Raw genomic sequence first — 17,155 nt, forward strand, 5'->3', positions numbered from 1 at the left:
ACCGGGCGGGGACCGCGGAGCGGCCTTCGCATCCGATCGACGTGTGCGGGTAGGGGGAGCAAGCTGTGGGCAGGCTGATGTCGTGGCTGAGGGAGCGCAAGACGCTCGCTTCGGTCGCCGCGATCACCGTGCTCGTCGGGGTTCCCGTGACCTTCGCGGTGCTGCACCAGGGCTTCCCCGTGACAGACCCCGACCTCAGCCCGCGTGACGTGTGGGTCACGAACGGCCAGGCGCTGAGCGCCGGACGCATCAACCGGCCCATCGAGGAACTCGACGCCGCGGTGGGCACCGCCTCCAACGACGTCGACGTGATGCAGCACGGCGACGACGTCTTCCTCTACGACCGCAACCTCGCGACGGTGCAGCGCGTGGACCCGGCGTACACCGACCTCGCACAGGGCGTGAACGTTCCGGCCGGCGCGCAGGTGGCATTCGGAGGCAAGACCCTGGCCATCCTCGCGCCGAACGGCCGCCTGTGGCTGACGAGTGCCGTCGGACAGCTGGCCTTCGACTTCACCTCGGCCAAGCCGGTCGCCAAGCTCGGGCCGGGTGCCCACGTCGCGGTCGGGCTCGATGGCCGGGCCTATGCGACCTCGCCCTCGAAGAAACAGCTGCTCAGCTTCGCCGACGTGCACGCGCACGCCGCGATCTCCGCCCTGCCGAAGCTCGGCGAGCACCAGCTGAGCGTGGTCGGTGAGACGCCCGTCGTGCTCGACACCGACGCCCACGTCGTGATCGCCGACGGCGCCGAACGTGCCGTTCCCAAGGATGCGCTGCGCATCCAGCAGCCCGGATCGCAGAACGACCGGGTGGTGGTGGCCGCGAGCGATTCCCTTCTCGAAGTGCCCCTCGGCGGCGGCGATCCGACGGTCGTGAAGACGGATGCCGCACCCGCGGCGGGTGCGAAGGACCTCGCTGCGCCGGTCTGGCTCGACGGCTGCGCGCACGGGGCATGGAGCGGGTCGGCGACCTACGTCTACGCGTGCGATGGCGCCAAGCCGACGGTGACGCCCATCGAGGTGCCGATCGCCGGCGCTCCGATCGAGTTCCGCGTGAACAAGCACATCGTCGTGCTCAACAACCTCGCGAACGGCAATGTCTGGCTGCTGGATGCCGACATGCGACTGGTCGACAACTGGGACGAGGTGACGCCGCCCGAGGAGACCGAGGAACTCGAGGGCGACGAGAAGAGCGCCAAGCAGAGCTTCGAGGACACGCTGGCCGAGCGCACCCCCAACAACCGGCCGCCCATCGCGCGGGACGACAGCTACGGTTCGCGCCCGGCACGCACCACCGTGCTCGACGTGCTGCAGAACGACACCGACCCCGACGGCGACGTGCTCACCGTCACCGACACGACGGATGTGGCCGAGACCGCGGGGCGTCTCGACGTGATCGACGGCGGTCGGGCGCTCCAGTTCACGCCCGCCGAAGGCGCAACGGGAACGATCGGATTCCAGTACACCGTCTCCGACGGGCGCAACGGGGTCGCGACCGCGCAGGTCTCGGTCTCGGTGACCCCGCCGGAGGTGAACAACGCGCCGGTCGCCATCCGCGAGGGACGCACCTCCGTCGAGCAGGGCCAGAGCATCAGCTACAACGTGCTCACCGACTGGCGCGATCCGGACGGCGACGACATCTACCTCGTGAACGCCTCGCCGACGAGCGGCGACTCGGTGCGCTTCAGCCCGGACGGCTTCGTGACCTTCGAGCACCGCTCGGGCGAGCTCGGCAGCAAGGAGGTCGCCTTCACGATCTCGGACGGTTCGACGAGCGCCACCGGAACGCTCACCGTCGACGTCAAAGCGGCCGGGAGCCTGAAGCCGGTGGGCACGCCCGACTTCGCCCAGACCTTCGTCGGCGAGCCGACCGTGCTGAAGCCGCTCGAGAACGACCTCAGCCCCTCGGGAGCGTCCCTGTCGCTCGTGGACACGAAAGAGGTTCCCGGCGGCATCAACGTCTCGGTCAACACCGACCGGGGAACGATCACCGTGACCTCCGACAAGCCGGGCAGCTTCGTCTTCCTCTACTCCGTCGCCGCCGGAGCGAGCGTGAGCACCGGCCTCGTCCGCGTCGACGTGCAGGAGCGGCCCAAGCAGGCCCAGCCGCCGATCGCCGTAAAGGACATCGCCTACCTGCGCCCGGGCCAGCCCACGCTCGTCTCCGTGCTGGCCAATGACGTCTCGCCGAACGGGTCCGTGCTCGCACTGCAGTCCGTCGACACGAGTGCGGTCGACGACGTGCTCTCGGTCGAGATGCTCACCAACACCGTCGTGCGCATCTCGACGACGGAGGCGCTGAGCAGCCAGCTGCAGCTCTCGTACACCGCTTCCGACGGCGCCCAGACCTCGAGCGCCACGATCACCGTCGTGCCGGTGCCGCCGCTCGTGAAGCACCAGCCGCCGGTCGCACTCGACGACGCCGCCACCGTGCGCGCCGGCGACATCGTCACGGTTCCCGTGCTCGAGAACGACTTCCATCCCGATGCCGCGCAGATGCACCTGTCGGCGACGCTTCCCGACTCCTCGAACGCCGGCGGCATCGTCTTCGTCGCGCACGACGCCGTGCGCTACCAGGCGCCGATGACGGCGGGTTCGTACTCCGTCGTCTACGAGGTCGTCGACGAGTACGGCCAGACGGCGCGGGCGACGCTGCGATTCCAGGTGACCGCGGCATCCGCCGACGGGAACCGTGCGCCGGTGCCTGCGCCGCTCACGTCGCGCACCTTCGCCGGCTCGACCGTGAAGATCGACGTTCCCCTGGACGGGCTCGATCCCGACGGCGACAGCGTCGTGCTGAGCGGTGTGGATGCTCTGCCCCAACTCGGGCGCATCGTCGCCACGACGAGCACGAGCTTCACCTACGAGGCCTACGACGGCTCGGCGGGAACCGACCAGTTCAGCTACACGGTCCAGGACACCGCCGGAAAGGCGGCCACCGGCACCGTGCGCATCGGCGTCGTTCCGCGACCGGTCAACGCCCTGCCGCCCAACGCGGTCGACGACACCATCGAGATGCGCCCCGGGCGCACCGCATCCGTCGACGTGCTGTTGAATGACTCCGACCCGAACGGCTACGCCATCAAGGTCGCCTCGAAGCTCACGAGCGTCTCGGACGGCTTGGTCGCCAAGGTCTCGAAGAACCGTCGCGTCATCGTCACGGCCCCCGACGAGGAGGGCGGCTACAGCCTGCGCTACAGCATCACGAACGGCAAGGGCGGCTTCGACACCGCTTTCGTGCAGGTGCTCGTGAAGAAGGATGCGCGCATCAACCCGCCGACCGCCGAGGACCAGGTGATCGAGCCCAAGCAGGTGGCCGACGGCAAGAAGGTGACGGTCGACCCGCTCGAGGACGCCTCGAACCCGGGCGGCGTGGTGGACGACCTGAAGGTCAGCGTTGAGGGACCGCACGCCGACGACGTCGACGTCGCCTCCGACGGGCGCATCGTCGTGACGCCCACCAACAAGCGCTACACGGTGGCCTACCGGCTGACCAACACGATCGACGACCTGAGCGCCATGGCCTTCGTGGTCGTTCCGGCCGTGCCCGAGAAGCAGGCCAGCGCCACGGCCGACCCCAAGAGCCAGTTCCCGCCACCGCACCTGGCGGACCTGGGGCAGCAGATCGTGCGCATGAACGGCTCGATCACCTGGAAGGCGGGCGACATCGTCGTGGTGCCCTCTGGAAAGCCCGCCCTGATCCTGAGCGCGACGGCGACGAACAGCGACGGCAGCAACCCCTTCCAGGACGGCTCGACCATCACCTACAAGCCGGCCAAGGACTTCCGCGGGCCCTCGACCGTCACCTTCACGGTGACCGACGGCACGAGCGCCTCCGACCCCGAGGGGCGCACGGCGACCCTCGCCTTCCCGGTGACCGTCGGGGACCCGAACTTCGAAGACGTGCCGCCCACGTTCACGCCGCCCAAGATCACGATCGAGGCCGGAGAGGCGCCGGTGAAGATCGACCTGCGCACCTCGAGCAGCCACCCCAACCCCGACATCGTGCAGAAGCTCGCCTACTCCGGCTTCTCGGGATCGACGGCCGACGTGAACGCGACAGCGGATGGCAGCGTGCTCACCGTATCGTCGCCCTTGGGGGTGCAGCCCGGAACCAAGGCCACGATCAGTTTCACGGTGGACTACAAGGACTTCCACGTTCCCGGATCCGTCGACGTGAGCGTGGTCTCGTCGACGCGGCCGAAGGCCCAGGCGCTCGACGACGGGCCCGTCGAGATGAAGCGGGGAGCGAGCCAGCGCATCGACGTGCTGGCCAACGACGTCAACCCGTTCGCGCCGAGTCCCGCCCTCAAGGTGATCGACGCCCAGATCGACCAGCAGAACGTGAGCGGCGCGACCGTGACGCACACGACCGGCGACATCACCGTCAAGGCGGGCCCGGGCTTCACCGGCACTCTCAGCGTCATCTACCGGGTGCAGGATGCGACGAAGGATCCTGCTCGCGAGGTGCAGGGACGCGCCGAGGTCGTGGTGCGCGACGTGCCCGACACTCCGCGTGCGCCGACGATCGTCGAGGTCGGCGACGGCAGCGCGAAGATCCGCTGGAGCGCCCCGGCCGACAACAACGCGCCGATCACCGGCTACACCGTGATCCAGAACGGTTCGCGAAGGATCGCGTACTCGCCCAATGATGCGGGCCGCGACCAGCAGATCACGGGACTGAACAACGGTTCCTCGTACACCTTCACCGTGGTCGCCACGAACAAGATGGGCGACTCCAACACCTCCCCTGCCAGCGCTCCCGCCGTTCCCTACGGTCTGCCCGGGGCGCCACGCAACGCGAGCCTGGCGGCCTCGAGCGACGGCAGCGGCGGCATGACCCTGGACTGGGCGGCACCGAGCGATGACGGCGGGCGTGCGGTGACGAGGTACGAGTGGCGCTTCACCGAAGGCGGCGGGGCGGGCATCCACTCGACCACGGCGACGAGGGACAGCGCGAACGGGTCCAATGGCACCACCTATCGCTACGAGGTGCGCGCCTGCAACCTCGCGGGGTGCGGAGCATTCGCCGCATCGAGCCGTGCCACTCCGACCGCTCCGCCGCCGACGGTGACGCTGCGGAAGGGAACAGCGATGGGCCCGTACCACGGCGCATACGGCGACTGCAACGGAACCTGCTGGTTCTACGACGTGACCGTCGCGCACTTCAGCGGCGGCTCGGTGACCGTCACGCCGTACTGCAACGGCGGGGCGCTGAAGGGCCGGTACACGATCACCCTGAACAGCAGCGGCGGTGGCCGCTATCAGGGCCGCTACAACAACGGCATCCCCGAGAGCTTCTGCGGCGACCAGGCCTACGTGAGCGTGGACGGCGTGCGGAGCAACGACTGGTGAGCGCGCGCGCCGCCCAGAACACCCCGATCAAGGAAAGAGTTTCACGAGCATGGCACTGACCCAAGAGCAGGCGGACTGGTTCGCGAGCGCCTTCGAGCGCCTCATCGACAACATCGACCAGGCCATCCTGGGCAAGCGCGAGGTGATCAAGCTCGTGGTGACCGCGCTGCTCTCCGAAGGCCACGTGCTGCTCGAGGACTTCCCGGGAACCGGAAAGACCGTTCTCGCGAAGGCCCTCGCCAACACGATCGACGGCACGAACTCCCGCATCCAGTTCACCCCCGACCTTCTGCCCTCCGACGTGACCGGCGTCACCATCTACGACCAGGGCAAGGGCGTCTTCGAGTTCCACAAGGGGCCCATCTTCGCCTCGATCGTGCTCGCCGACGAAATCAACCGCGCGAGCCCGAAGACCCAGAGTGCGCTGCTGGAGGTCATGGAGGAGTCCCGGGTGACGGTGGACGGCGTGGGCTACCCGGTCGGTGCTCCCTTCATGGTGATCGCGACCCAGAACCCCGTCGAGCAGGCGGGCACCTACACGCTGCCCGAGGCGCAGCTCGACCGCTTCCTGATCAAGACGAGCCTCGGCTACCCCGACCACGACACGGCGGTCACGCTGCTGCTGGACTCGTCCAATCGCGCCCGCGCATCGATGGTCTCGCCGATCATCGCCTCGGAGTCGGTGGATGCGATGTCGAACCTGGCGCACCAGGTGCACGTCGAGGCCTCGGTGATCGGCTACCTCAACGAGATCGTCACCGGAACGCGGGAGCACAAGGATTCCCGCCTGGGTGTCAGCATGCGAGGGGCGCTCGCGCTCGCGCGGACCGCGAAGACCTGGGCGCTCACCCAGGGACGCACCTACGTGACCCCCGACGACGTGCGCGAACTGGCGATCCCGGTGCTCGCGCACCGCATCATCGTCGACCCCGAGTCGGACTTCGCCGGGGTGACGGCGACGCAGATCGTCTCCGACGTGCTCGTCGAGATCGAACCCCCGGTGTACCGCGCGGCATGAGTTCTCCCGCATCGTCCTCGCCGCCTCGCGGCCAGTCCCGCTACGCCCTGCGTGCGTTGCGGGACTCGGCGCGCGCGTTCGACGCGCGCGTCGGTGAGGGCGCGGCGCAGGTCGTGTCGGCCGTGCAGCGCTTCATCCTGCCGGTGACCTCCGTGATCACGAGGGCCGGATGGCTCGTGCTCGCGAGCGCCGCGGTGTCGCTCGCGGTCTGCTTCGTGCTCGGTTGGGTCGAGTTCGGCTATCTCGGATTCACGCTCGTCGGCGCTCTCCTCGTCAGCGCGGTCTTCCTGTTCGGGCGCGCGCGCTTCCGGGTGGCGATCGACCTGGAACCGCGCCGCGTCATCGCGGGGGAGCGGGCCTACGGTCGCATGAGCGTGACCAACACGGCCTCGAAGGCATCGTCTCCCTCGCGCATGGAACTGCCCGTGGGCGCCGGGGTCGCCGACTTCCTGGTGCCGCCGTTGCAGCCCGGCGCAGAGCACGAGGAGCTCTTCGCCGTTCCCACCCAGAAGCGGGCCGTCATTATCGCAGGACCGGCCATCTCGGTGCGGGGCGACCACATCGGGCTGCTGCGGCGCACCGTGCGCTGGGCAGACCCGGTCGAACTGTTCGTCCACCCCGTGACCACGCGCCTCGCCCCCTCTGCTGCCGGCCTCATCCGCGACCTGGAAGGCCAGATCACCAAGGTCATCACCGACAACGACATCTCGTTCCACGCGCTGCGGCCCTACCAGCCGGGTGACCCGCTGCGGAACGTGCACTGGCGCACCTCGGCGCGCACCGGAGCACTCATGGTGCGCCAGTTCGAGGAGACCCGGCGCATGAACCTGACCATCGTGCACACCACGGAGCGCTCCTCCTACGCCGACGACGAAGAGTTCGAGCTCGCCGTCTCGACCATGGCGTCGCTGTCACTGCAGCTCATGCGCGACGGCATTCCGCTCTCCGTCGTCACCGACGAGCGTGCGCTCTCGACGGCGACACCGGTCGCCCTGCTCGATGACTGCTCCCGGCTGGTGGGAGTGCAGCGGCGCTACCCCTCTGTGCGCGAATTCGCCCGCACGTCGACCGCCCGCCTGCCCGCCCCGAGTGTCGTGTTCGTGGTGGCGGGTTCGCAGACCCCGGTCGCGGAGCTGCGGGCCGTCGAGCTGCTCTTCGGCGATGCCCGGGTCGTGGTCGTCCGGGTGGACCGCTCGTCCGCCGCGAGCGTCGCCTCGCTCGCGGGCATGGCCGTGCTCACCATCAGCGACCTGCCCGAGTTGCCGCGGGTTCTCGGGAGGCTCGCATGAGCGCCGCCTTCCGCCGTCCCTCGACGTCGTCGCTCGTCGACCTCGGGGTGCTCGCCGTACTCTCCGTCATCGGGGTGCTCGGGTTCGAGACCGCCTACGGGGGCGCGAACTTCCTTCTCGGGGCGTGCTTCGGCATCCTCGTCGGCATCGGGGCGGGGCTGCTGGCGTTCTCCCTGCGCCTGGGCGTGCTGACCACGACGCTCACGGGACTGCTCGCCTACCTCCTGCTCGGCTCGCTCACCATGCCGGGCCAGGCGATCGCCGTGCTGGTGCCGACTCCCGAGACCCTCGCGGGCCTGGTCATCGGTCCGGTCTTCGGCTGGGCCGACATCCTGACCGTGCAGACGCCCGTCGAGGCGCCGTACTACGTCGCGGTCGTTCCGTACTTCGCCGCGTGGCTGGTGGGTTTCGTCGGCGCCGTGCTCACCCTCGTCTGGCTTCCTCGTCGACGGGGAGCGGTGCGGGCGGCCGTCATCCTCATCGGCCCTGTGCTGCTCTATCTGTGCGGCATCCTGCTGGGCACACGTGAGCCGGTGTTCGCGGCGGTGCGCGGCATCGTCTTCGCCGTCATCGCCCTGGCCTGGATCGGCTGGCGGATGCGGTCGACACCGACCTCGACATCCCCGGAAGCGGCGCGCCGGCTGCGCACGAGCCGGCTGATCGGCATCGGTTCGGTCATCGCGGGTGCCGTCGTGATCGGCCTCGGCTCGGCCGTGCTGACGGCGCCGCCGGCCGCTGCCCGCTTCGTGCTGCGCGATGAGATCGTGCCGCCCTTCGACCCCGTCGACTTCTCCAGTCCGCTCGCCGGTTTCCGCAAGTACACCAAGGTCATGCGCGACGACACCGTGTTCACCGCAATGGGCCTGCAGGCCGGCGATCGCATCCGTCTCGCGTCGATGGACGCCTACACGGGCCGACTCTGGAACGTCGCCGGACCGGAGGACAGCGCGAAGGGAGACGGCGGCTTCGAGATCGTCGGCTCCACGCTGCCGGCGCCCGACCTGGCAACAGTCGCCGGCCGGCGCGACGCACGCATCACCGTGAAGGACTACGACGACGTGTGGATGCCGAGCGTCGGCTACCCGCGCGGGCTGCACTTCGATGACGCCGACTCCGAGGCGCGTCGCGGCGACATCCGGTACAACCCCGACAGTGGGACGGCCGTGCTCACGAGCGGGCTCCACGCCGGCAACAGCTACGACGTCACCGCCGAGGTGCAGCGCGAGGTCGACGCGGGTGCGCTCGAGAAGGTGCCGGTCGCCCGCATCGAGGTGCCCGCCGTCGAAGACGTGCCCGACGTGCTGGTCGCGAAGGCCGTCGAGTTCGCCGGCGACGCCACGACGCCCATCGACCGCCTGGCGAACATCGAGAAGGCGCTGAAGTCGCGCGGCTTCCTCAGCCACGGCCTGGCGTCGGATGCGGTGGCCTCGCGGGCCGGGCACGGCGCCGATCGCATGAGCGAGCTCTTCACCCGCAGCCAGATGGTCGGCGACGAGGAGCAGTACGCCTCGGCCATGGCCCTCATGGCCCGCCATTTCGGCTATCCCGCCCGCGTGGTCATGGGCTTCGCTCCCGAGATCACCGACGGCTCCCCGGTGAACGTCAAGGGCTCCGACGTGACCGCGTGGGTCGAGGTGCCCTTCGAGGGCGTGGGCTGGGTGCCCTTCTTCCCGACCCCCGACCAGACCGACGTGCCGCAGGACCAGGTTCCCAAGCCCAAGTCGCAGCCACAGCCGCAGGTGCGCCAGCCCCCGCGCAATGAGAGCGCCGACGACCAGCTGCTGACCACGGTCGACATCGACAAGTCCGACGACAAGAAGAAGAAGCCGCCGATCATCATCCCGGCATGGGTCTGGGTCACGGCGGCGGTTCTCGGCATCCCCCTGCTCGTGCTGCTCGTTCCCCTCGGCATCGCCGCCCTGCGCAAAGCCGTCCGGCGGCGACGGCGCGAGCGCGCGCCCTCCGCGGATCGACGTGCCGCAGGCGCCTGGACCGAGCTCACCGATCGCCTCGAGGAGATCGGCCTGACGGTACCCGCGCCCGCCTCGCGCCGCCAGGTCGCGGCGGCTCTCGAGCAGCAGTGCGCCGACGAGGGCCTTGCGAAGACGGGGTCTGCCGTGGGTCTCACGACCCTCGCCGACGAGGTCGATCGCACGGTCTTCAACGGCGAGGACGTGCCTGCCGAGCAGGTCGAGCAGCAGTGGAGGAACGTCGACGCCGCCGTCGCCGCGGTCTACCTGGCTGCTGGGCCGCTGCGCCGATTCGTCGCCCGTTACCGCGTGCGCCACTCCTCCCCGCGGAAGCCGCGGTGACGTAGGGTGGCTGGCGTGGAGAGAGACGGGTTCATCGTTCCGCCGCCGGGCGTGCTCGCGCCCCGCGACGCCCCGCACGAGGACTCCTCCACGGTCGAGCGACGCGACATCCGCGTGCCGGCGTCTCCGGTGCGCGCCGCGCCGCTGACCCCGCTTCCCGCCCAGAAGCCGCCCTTCGCCGCGCCGCCCTTTGCGCCGCCCGCAGCGCCGCCGCCCGCCCCTCCTGTCGCGGCCGCGCCTCCCACCGCACCCACCCCGACCCGCGCATCCGAACCCCTCGCCTGGAGGCTCGAACTCGCCGATGGTCAGAACGTGGCCGTCGAGGGTCGCCTCGTGCTCGGGCGGCGGCCCGTAGCCCCCGAGGAGAGCCCGGACGCAGTGCCGGTGGCGGTCAGCGATCCCGCGCGCTCGGTATCCAAGACGCACGCCCTCATCGAGGTGCGCGACGGAGCGCTCGTCGTGACCGACCTGCACTCCACCAACGGCGTCACGGTCGCCGACGAGGAGATCGCGTCCGGCCTGGGCGTGGGGCTCGTGCCCGGAGCCCTCATCCGTCTGGGCGAGTTCGAAGTGCGCGCCGTTGCGGGGCCGGCGGGAGAGTCGCGCTGAGCACGGGGTGGTACTCTTGCCTCGTGCTGCGCACTCCTCAGCTTCTTCTTGGATGCCGCGACGAGACCTCGTTCTGACAGGCCACCCTCGTCGCGGAGTTTCCCGCCGGCTGAATCCGTAGAGACGAAAGTGCAATGCGAATGAACCAGCAGAACGCCTCCGAGGCACCGCTGACCCTGGCCGAGAAGGTCTGGAACGCCCACCTGGTCAAGAAGGGCAGCAACGGCGAGCCCGACCTGATCTACATCGACCTCCACCTCGTGCACGAGGTCACGAGCCCCCAGGCCTTCGACGGCCTACGGATGGCCGGGCGCCCCGTGCGCCGCCCCGATCTCACGATCGCGACCGAAGACCACAACACGCCCACCATCGGCATCGACCGGCCGATCGCCGACCTGACGAGCCGCACGCAGATCGAGACGTTGCGCCGCAATGCCGAGGAGTTCGGCATCCGGCTGCACTCCCTCGGTGACGTGGAGCAGGGCATCGTGCACGTCGTCGGCCCGCAGCTCGGGCTCACCCAGCCGGGCATCACCGTCGTCTGCGGCGACTCGCACACCTCGACGCACGGCGCCTTCGGAGCGATGGCCTTCGGCATCGGCACGAGCGAGGTCGAGCACGTTCTCGCGACGCAGACCCTGCCGCTGAAGCCCTTCAAGACGATGGCGATCAACGTCGAGGGCTCGCTGCGCCCCGGGGTGACCGCGAAGGACATCATCCTCGCCGTCATCGCCAAGATCGGCACCGGCGGCGGTCAGGGCTATGTGCTCGAGTACCGCGGCAGTGCCATCCGTGCGCTGTCGATGGATGGCCGCATGACCATCTGCAACATGTCGATCGAGGCCGGCGCGCGAGCCGGAATGGTCGCCCCCGACGAGACCACGTTCGAGTACGTCAAGGGCCGCCCGCACGCCCCGGCCGGCGAGGACTGGGACGAGGCGGTCGCCTACTGGAGCACGCTGCACACCGACAAGGGCGCCGTGTTCGACGCCGAGGTGTTCATCGACGCCGACGAGCTCGAGCCGTTCGTGACCTGGGGCACCAACCCCGGGCAGGGCGTCTCGCTCTCGGAGTCGGTTCCCGATCCCGCAGCCTTCGCCGACCCGCACGAGCGTGCGGCCGCCGAGCGTGCCCTCGAGTACATGGATCTCGAGGCGGGCACGCCGCTGAAAGACGTGCACGTCGACGCCGTCTTCATGGGCTCGTGCACCAACAGCCGCATCGAAGACCTGCGCGCCTTCGCCTCCGTCATCCAGGGCAGGAGGAAGGCCGACGGCGTACGCGTCATGGTCGTCCCCGGGTCGGCCAGAGTGCGGCTCGAGGCCGAGGCCGAGGGGCTCGACAAGGTCTTCACCGAGTTCGGTGCGGAGTGGCGCTTCGCGGGCTGCTCGATGTGCCTCGGCATGAATCCCGACCAGCTGGCTCCGGGGGAGCGCTGCGCCTCGACCTCCAACCGCAACTTCGAGGGCAGGCAGGGCAAGGGCGGACGCACGCACTTGGTCTCGCCGCTCGTCGCGGCCGCGACGGCAGTGCGTGGCACCCTCTCGAGCCCGTGGGACTTGGAGGCGGCGGGAGCGTCGACCGCATCCGTCGGCGAGAGCGAAGGGGTGGTGCGCTGATGCAGAAGTTCGAGACCGTCACCGGGACAGCCGTCCCCTTCCGCCGCTCCAATGTCGACACCGACCAGATCATCCCGGCCGTCTACCTCAAGCGGGTCACCAAGACCGGCTTCGAGGACGCGCTCTTCGCCGCCTGGCGCCAGGACCCCGACTTCGTGCTCAACCGGCCCGCCTACGCAGGCGCGCGCATCCTCATCACCGGTCCCGACTTCGGCACCGGCTCCTCTCGCGAACACGCGGTCTGGGCGCTGCGCGACTTCGGCTTCGACGTGGTGCTGAGCCCGCGCTTCGGCGACATCTTCCGTGGCAATTCCGGCAAGCAGGGCCTGCTCGCCGGGGAGGTCGCCGAGACCGACATCGAGCGGCTCTGGGCAGCGATCGAGGCGGAGCCGGGAATAGAAGCCACCGTCGATCTGGTTGCCAAGACAGTGTCGATCGGCGCGCTCAGCGTCGGCTTCGACATCGACGATTACACTAGGTGGCGGCTCCTGGAAGGGCTCGATGACATCGGGCTGACCCTCCGCGACGAAGAGAGCATCGAGCAATTCGAGGCTCACCGAGAGCGGTGGCGGCCCCGAACCCTGCCGGTGAAGCAGAAAGTACAGCTGGAGAACGCTTGAATACGCTCGGTGAAGACGCACGCAACCATGGCACCGCCGTTGGGCTCGCCGTCGACAGGATCACGATCCACGGCGGAAAGCCGCTACGGGGACGCATCGAGCTGAAGGGCGCGAAGAACCTCGTCACGAAGGCCATGGTCGCCTCCCTGCTCGGTGAGACGCCCAGCGTTCTGAAGGACGTGCCGAACATCAGCGACGTGCGCATCGTGCGCGGGCTGCTCGAGGTGCACGGCGTCAACGTCGTGCAGGGCGTCGAAGAGGGCGAACTCATCTTCGACCCGTCGAACGTCGAGAGCGCGCACTTCGCCGACATCGACGCGCACGCCGGCTCGAGCCGCATCCCGATCCTGTTCTGCGGCCCGCTGCTGCACCGCCTCGGCGAGGCCTTCATCCCCGACCTCGGCGGATGCCGCATCGGCGACCGCCCGATCGACTACCACCTCGAGGTGCTGCGCAAGTTCGGCGCCGTCGTCGAGAAGCTGCCGAGCGGCATCCGCATGTCTGCTCCCAACGGCCTCAAGGGTGCGAAGGTCTCGCTGCCCTATCCGAGCGTCGGTGCGACCGAGCAGGTGCTGCTCACCGCCGTACGCGCCGAGGGCACGACCGAGCTCTCCGGTGCGGCCATCGAGCCCGAGATCATGGATCTCATCAACATCCTGCAGAAGATGGGCGCCATCATCACGGTCGACACCGACCGCGTGATCCACATCGAGGGCGTCGACCGCCTCGAGGGCTTCACCCACCGGGCTCTGTTCGATCGGAACGAGGCGGCCAGCTGGGCCGCTGCCGCGCTGGCGACCGAGGGCGACATCTTCGTCGGCGGAGCGCGCCAGAGCGAGCTGCTCACCTTCCTCAACGTGTACCGCAAGGTCGGCGGCCAGTTCGAGATCCACGACGACGGCATCCGGTTCTGGCACCCCGGCACCCCGCTGAACCCCGTGTTCATCGAGACCGACGTGCACCCCGGCTTCATGACCGACTGGCAGCAGCCCCTCGTGGTCGCACTGACCAAGGCGCAGGGCGTCTCGATCGTGCACGAGACGGTGTACGAGCAGCGCTTCGGATTCGTCGACGCCCTCATCGAGATGGGCGCCACCATCCAGGTGCACAAGGACTGCCTCGGCGGCCAGGCGTGCCGCTTCGGGCAGCGCAACTTCAACCACTCGGCGGTCGTGGTCGGCCCGACGCCCCTGCACGGTGCCGACATCGAGGTGCCCGACCTGCGGGGTGGGTTCAGCCACCTCATCGCGGCGCTCTCGGCGGAGGGCACCTCGACGGTCTCCAATGTGGGCATCATCGCGCGCGGCTATGAGAACTTCATCACGAAGCTGCGCCTGCTCGGGGCGGACTTCGTCCTCGAAGGATAATAGGCGGATGCCCCGCACCGCCCTGCAGCGCCGCAACCGTCGCGAGACGCGAACGCCCTCGATCTTCTGGTTCCTCGCGGGCGTCGTGCTGCCCATCTTCAACGTCTCGGTGAACTACCGGTTCCACGACACCGAGAAGCTGCCGAATGAGGGCGCGTTCGTGCTGGCCCCCAACCACTACAGCGAGATCGACCCGATCGTCGTGGGGGTCGCGGCCTACAAGCTCGGCCGCGTCCCGCGCTTCCTCGCGAAGGCGTCGCTGTTCGACGTGCCCGTGATCGGGATGCTGCTGCGCGCGAGCGGGCAGATCCCGGTCGACCGGCACGGCAGTTCCGGCCATCGGGCGATCAAGGCCGCCGAGGAGCTCGTGGCGAAGGGCCGCATGATCGTCGTCTACCCCGAGGGCTCGCTCACGCGCGACCCTGACATGTGGCCGATGCGCGGGAAGACGGGCGCCGTGCGGATCGCGCTCGAGCGCGGCATCCCGATCGTGCCGATGGCGCACTGGGGCGCCCAGGCTCTCATGCCGCGGTACGGAAAGAAGCTGCACCTGTTCGGCCGCAAGCCGGTCGACGTCATCTTCGGCGACCCCATCGACCTCGGCCCCTTCCAGGACCGGCCGCTCGAGCCGGCCCTGCTCATCGATGCCACGAACGTGGTCATGAACTCCATCGCCGCGCTGCTCGCCGACCTGCGTCATGAGGCGGCCCCCGCCGAGCGCTGGGACCCATCGCTGCACGAGCAGACCGAGACGGGCCGCTTCGATGGCTAGGCCCGCCAAGCCCGTCGCGAAACGACGGATGCGCGTGGCGGTGCTGGGAGCAGGAAGCTGGGGAACCACCTTCGCGAAGGTGCTCGCCGATGGCGGCGCCGACGTGATGATCTGGGCCCGCCGGCCGGAACTGGCGCGCGAGATCCACGAGGCCAAGCGCAATTCCGACTACCTGCCCGGCGTCAACCTTCCCGTGACCCTGCGCGCATCCGCCCGCCTCGACCTCGTGCTCGCCGGCGCCGAACAGGTCTACCTCGCCGTGCCGAGCCAGTCGCTGCGGGCCACGCTCGCCGCCGCCGAGCCCTACCTCGGCGCGAACGCCGTCGTCGTCTCGCTCATGAAGGGCGTCGAGAAGGGCACCGACCTGCGCATGAGCGAGGTCATCGCCGCGAGCCTTCCCATCACCGAGGACCGCATCGCGGTCGTCTCGGGCCCCAACCTCGCGCTCGAGATCGCCAAGGAGCAGCCGACCGCGGCGGTCGTGGCGTCGACGAGCCTCGAGACGGCGCAGGCGGTGGCACTCGTGGCCGCCACCAAGTACTTCCGCACCTTCGTCAACGTCGACGTCATCGGCACGGAGTTCGGCGGTGTGCTGAAGAACCTCATCGCCGTGGCCATCGGGATCGTCGACGGCGTGGGCTATGGCGAGAACACCAAGGCGTCGATCATCACCCGCGGCCTCGTCGAGATGACGGACTTCGCGGTCGCGCACGGCGCCCAGGTCGAGACGCTGTCGGGGCTCGCCGGCCTCGGAGACCTCATCGCGACGTGCCAATCGCCGCTCTCGCGCAACAACACCGCCGGCCGCCTGCTCGGCCAGGGACTCTCGATGACCGATGTCGTCAAGCAGATGAAGCAGACGACAGAGGGACTGGCATCCGTCGGCCCCGTGCTCGAGCTCGCGAAGGCGAAGGGCGTCGACATGCCCATCGTCGAGCAGGTTCGGCAGGTGCTCGCCGGCACGCTGGCCCCGCGCGACATCGCCCCTCACCTCACGACCGATTCCGACGAGCCGCAGGGCGAAAGGAGCCTCGATGACCGATCGACTCAGGGTGGTGCTGCTCTTTGGCGGTCGCTCAAGCGAGCATTCGATCAGCTGCGCAACGGCGGGGGGAGTGCTCTCGGCGATTGACCGGGAACGCTACGACGTCATCCCCGTCGGCATCACCCGAGAGGGCGCGTTCGTGCTCGAAGCGGATGACGCGAGCCGGTTCGCGCTCGATCCCGAGGCGCTGCCCGAGGTGCTCGACAACGGCACGCGCGTGCTGTGGCCCGACAGCACCGCATCCCGCACCCTGCACGTCGTGAACGCGGCAGGGGAGAGGAGCTCGCTCGGCGAGATCGACCTCGTCTTCCCCATCCTGCACGGGCCCTTCGGAGAAGACGGCACCATCCAGGGGATGCTCGAGCTCGTCGGCCTTCCCTACGTCGGATCGGGCGTGCTGGCCAGTTCCCTGGGCATGGACAAGCAGTTCACCAAGTCGGTGCTGCAGCACAGCGGCATCGCCGTCGCGCCGTGGCTGAGCCTCACCTCCCGCGAGTGGGCGAGTGACTCCGCTCGTGTGCGTGCCGGCATCGAACCGCTCGGCCTGCCCGTGTTCGTCAAGCCGGCCCGCGCCGGATCGAGCGTCGGAGTGACGAAGGTGTCGCATCCCGACGAGCTCGACGCGGCCCTGGCTCTCGCGTTCAACGAAGACGACAAGGTGCTCATCGAGGCCGCCGTCGTGGGGCGCGAGGTCGAGATCGGCGTGCTCGGCGGCCGGCCGGGGGATGCCGCGCGCGCCTCGAGTGCTGCCGGCGAGGTGATCGTGACCGGGCGTGACTTCTACGACTTCGAGGCGAAGTACCTCGACGCGCCCGGCGTCGAACTCGTCTGCCCGGCCGACCTGACCGACGAGCAGCTCGCCGAGATGCAGGATCTGGCGGTGCGCGCCTTCGACGCCATCGGCGGAGAGGGACTGGCGCGGGTCGATTTCTTCCTCACCGAGCAGGGCTTCGTCGTCAACGAGCTCAACACGATGCCGGGCTTCACGCCCATCTCGATGTTCCCGACGTGCTGGCTGAACTCGGGGCTGAGCTACCCCGAGCTCATCACGGAACTCATCGAGGTCGCCGTGGCGCGCGGAACGCGCGTCGGCTGACCCGCCCCGCCTCGCCCAGCGCCCGCTGTTGCGCCACTTCGGGGCGTGTTGCGC

General features: G+C 69.3%; 11 protein-coding genes. All 11 read left to right on the forward strand.

The genetic code is table 11. From position 1 onward, the window contains the following. Window positions 1-65: 65 nt before the first annotated feature. The 11 genes from WDJ51_RS05490 to WDJ51_RS05540 all read left to right on the forward strand — a co-directional run bounded on the left by WDJ51_RS05490 (window position 66) and on the right by WDJ51_RS05540 (window position 17,101). Window positions 66-5,354 (forward strand): Ig-like domain-containing protein, encoded by a 5,289-nt coding sequence (locus WDJ51_RS05490; RefSeq protein WP_337851428.1) that lies wholly within the window; start codon window positions 66-68, stop codon window positions 5,352-5,354. Between the two features lie 49 nt (window positions 5,355-5,403). After that, window positions 5,404-6,372, forward strand: coding sequence for an AAA family ATPase (locus tag WDJ51_RS05495; RefSeq protein WP_337851429.1), 969 nt, complete (start codon window positions 5,404-5,406; stop codon window positions 6,370-6,372). Next, the gene (locus WDJ51_RS05500) at window positions 6,369-7,661 is read left to right on the forward strand and encodes a DUF58 domain-containing protein (RefSeq protein WP_337851430.1); all 1,293 of its coding nucleotides are present in this window, start codon (window positions 6,369-6,371) and stop codon (window positions 7,659-7,661) included. Before WDJ51_RS05495 ends, WDJ51_RS05500 begins: the two co-directional genes overlap by 4 nt. Beyond that, window positions 7,658-9,973 carry a transglutaminase domain-containing protein gene (locus WDJ51_RS05505; protein ID WP_337851431.1) on the forward strand — a complete coding sequence of 772 codons (2,316 nt, stop codon included), beginning with the start codon at window positions 7,658-7,660 and terminating at the stop codon, window positions 9,971-9,973. The genes WDJ51_RS05500 and WDJ51_RS05505 overlap by 4 nt, the downstream gene beginning before the upstream one ends. Window positions 9,974-9,988: 15 nt before the next feature. Further along, window positions 9,989-10,582: an FHA domain-containing protein gene (locus tag WDJ51_RS05510; RefSeq protein ID WP_337851432.1), complete on the forward strand. Its 594-nt coding sequence runs from the start codon at window positions 9,989-9,991 to the stop codon at window positions 10,580-10,582. Between the two features lie 134 nt (window positions 10,583-10,716). After that, window positions 10,717-12,201 (forward strand): 3-isopropylmalate dehydratase large subunit, encoded by a 1,485-nt coding sequence (gene leuC / locus WDJ51_RS05515; protein ID WP_337851433.1) that lies wholly within the window; start codon window positions 10,717-10,719, stop codon window positions 12,199-12,201. After that, window positions 12,201-12,821, forward strand: a complete 621-nt coding sequence (gene leuD, locus WDJ51_RS05520) for a 3-isopropylmalate dehydratase small subunit (RefSeq protein WP_337851434.1) — start codon at window positions 12,201-12,203, stop codon at window positions 12,819-12,821. Before leuC ends, leuD begins: the two co-directional genes overlap by 1 nt. Further along, the gene (gene murA, locus WDJ51_RS05525) at window positions 12,818-14,188 is read left to right on the forward strand and encodes a UDP-N-acetylglucosamine 1-carboxyvinyltransferase (RefSeq protein ID WP_337851435.1); all 1,371 of its coding nucleotides are present in this window, start codon (window positions 12,818-12,820) and stop codon (window positions 14,186-14,188) included. The genes leuD and murA overlap by 4 nt, the downstream gene beginning before the upstream one ends. A gap of 7 nt (window positions 14,189-14,195) precedes the next feature. Further along, window positions 14,196-14,960 (forward strand): lysophospholipid acyltransferase family protein, encoded by a 765-nt coding sequence (locus WDJ51_RS05530; protein WP_337851436.1) that lies wholly within the window; start codon window positions 14,196-14,198, stop codon window positions 14,958-14,960. Next, window positions 14,953-16,092: an NAD(P)H-dependent glycerol-3-phosphate dehydrogenase gene (locus WDJ51_RS05535; RefSeq protein WP_337851437.1), complete on the forward strand. Its 1,140-nt coding sequence runs from the start codon at window positions 14,953-14,955 to the stop codon at window positions 16,090-16,092. The genes WDJ51_RS05530 and WDJ51_RS05535 overlap by 8 nt, the downstream gene beginning before the upstream one ends. Next, complete coding sequence (locus tag WDJ51_RS05540; RefSeq protein ID WP_337851438.1) at window positions 15,995-17,101, forward strand: D-alanine--D-alanine ligase family protein; 1,107 nt, start codon at window positions 15,995-15,997, stop codon at window positions 17,099-17,101. The genes WDJ51_RS05535 and WDJ51_RS05540 overlap by 98 nt, the downstream gene beginning before the upstream one ends. Window positions 17,102-17,155 lie beyond the last annotated feature (54 nt).

Source organism: Rathayibacter sp. YIM 133350 (genome assembly GCF_037404875.1).
Classification (GTDB): domain Bacteria; phylum Actinomycetota; class Actinomycetes; order Actinomycetales; family Microbacteriaceae; genus Orlajensenia.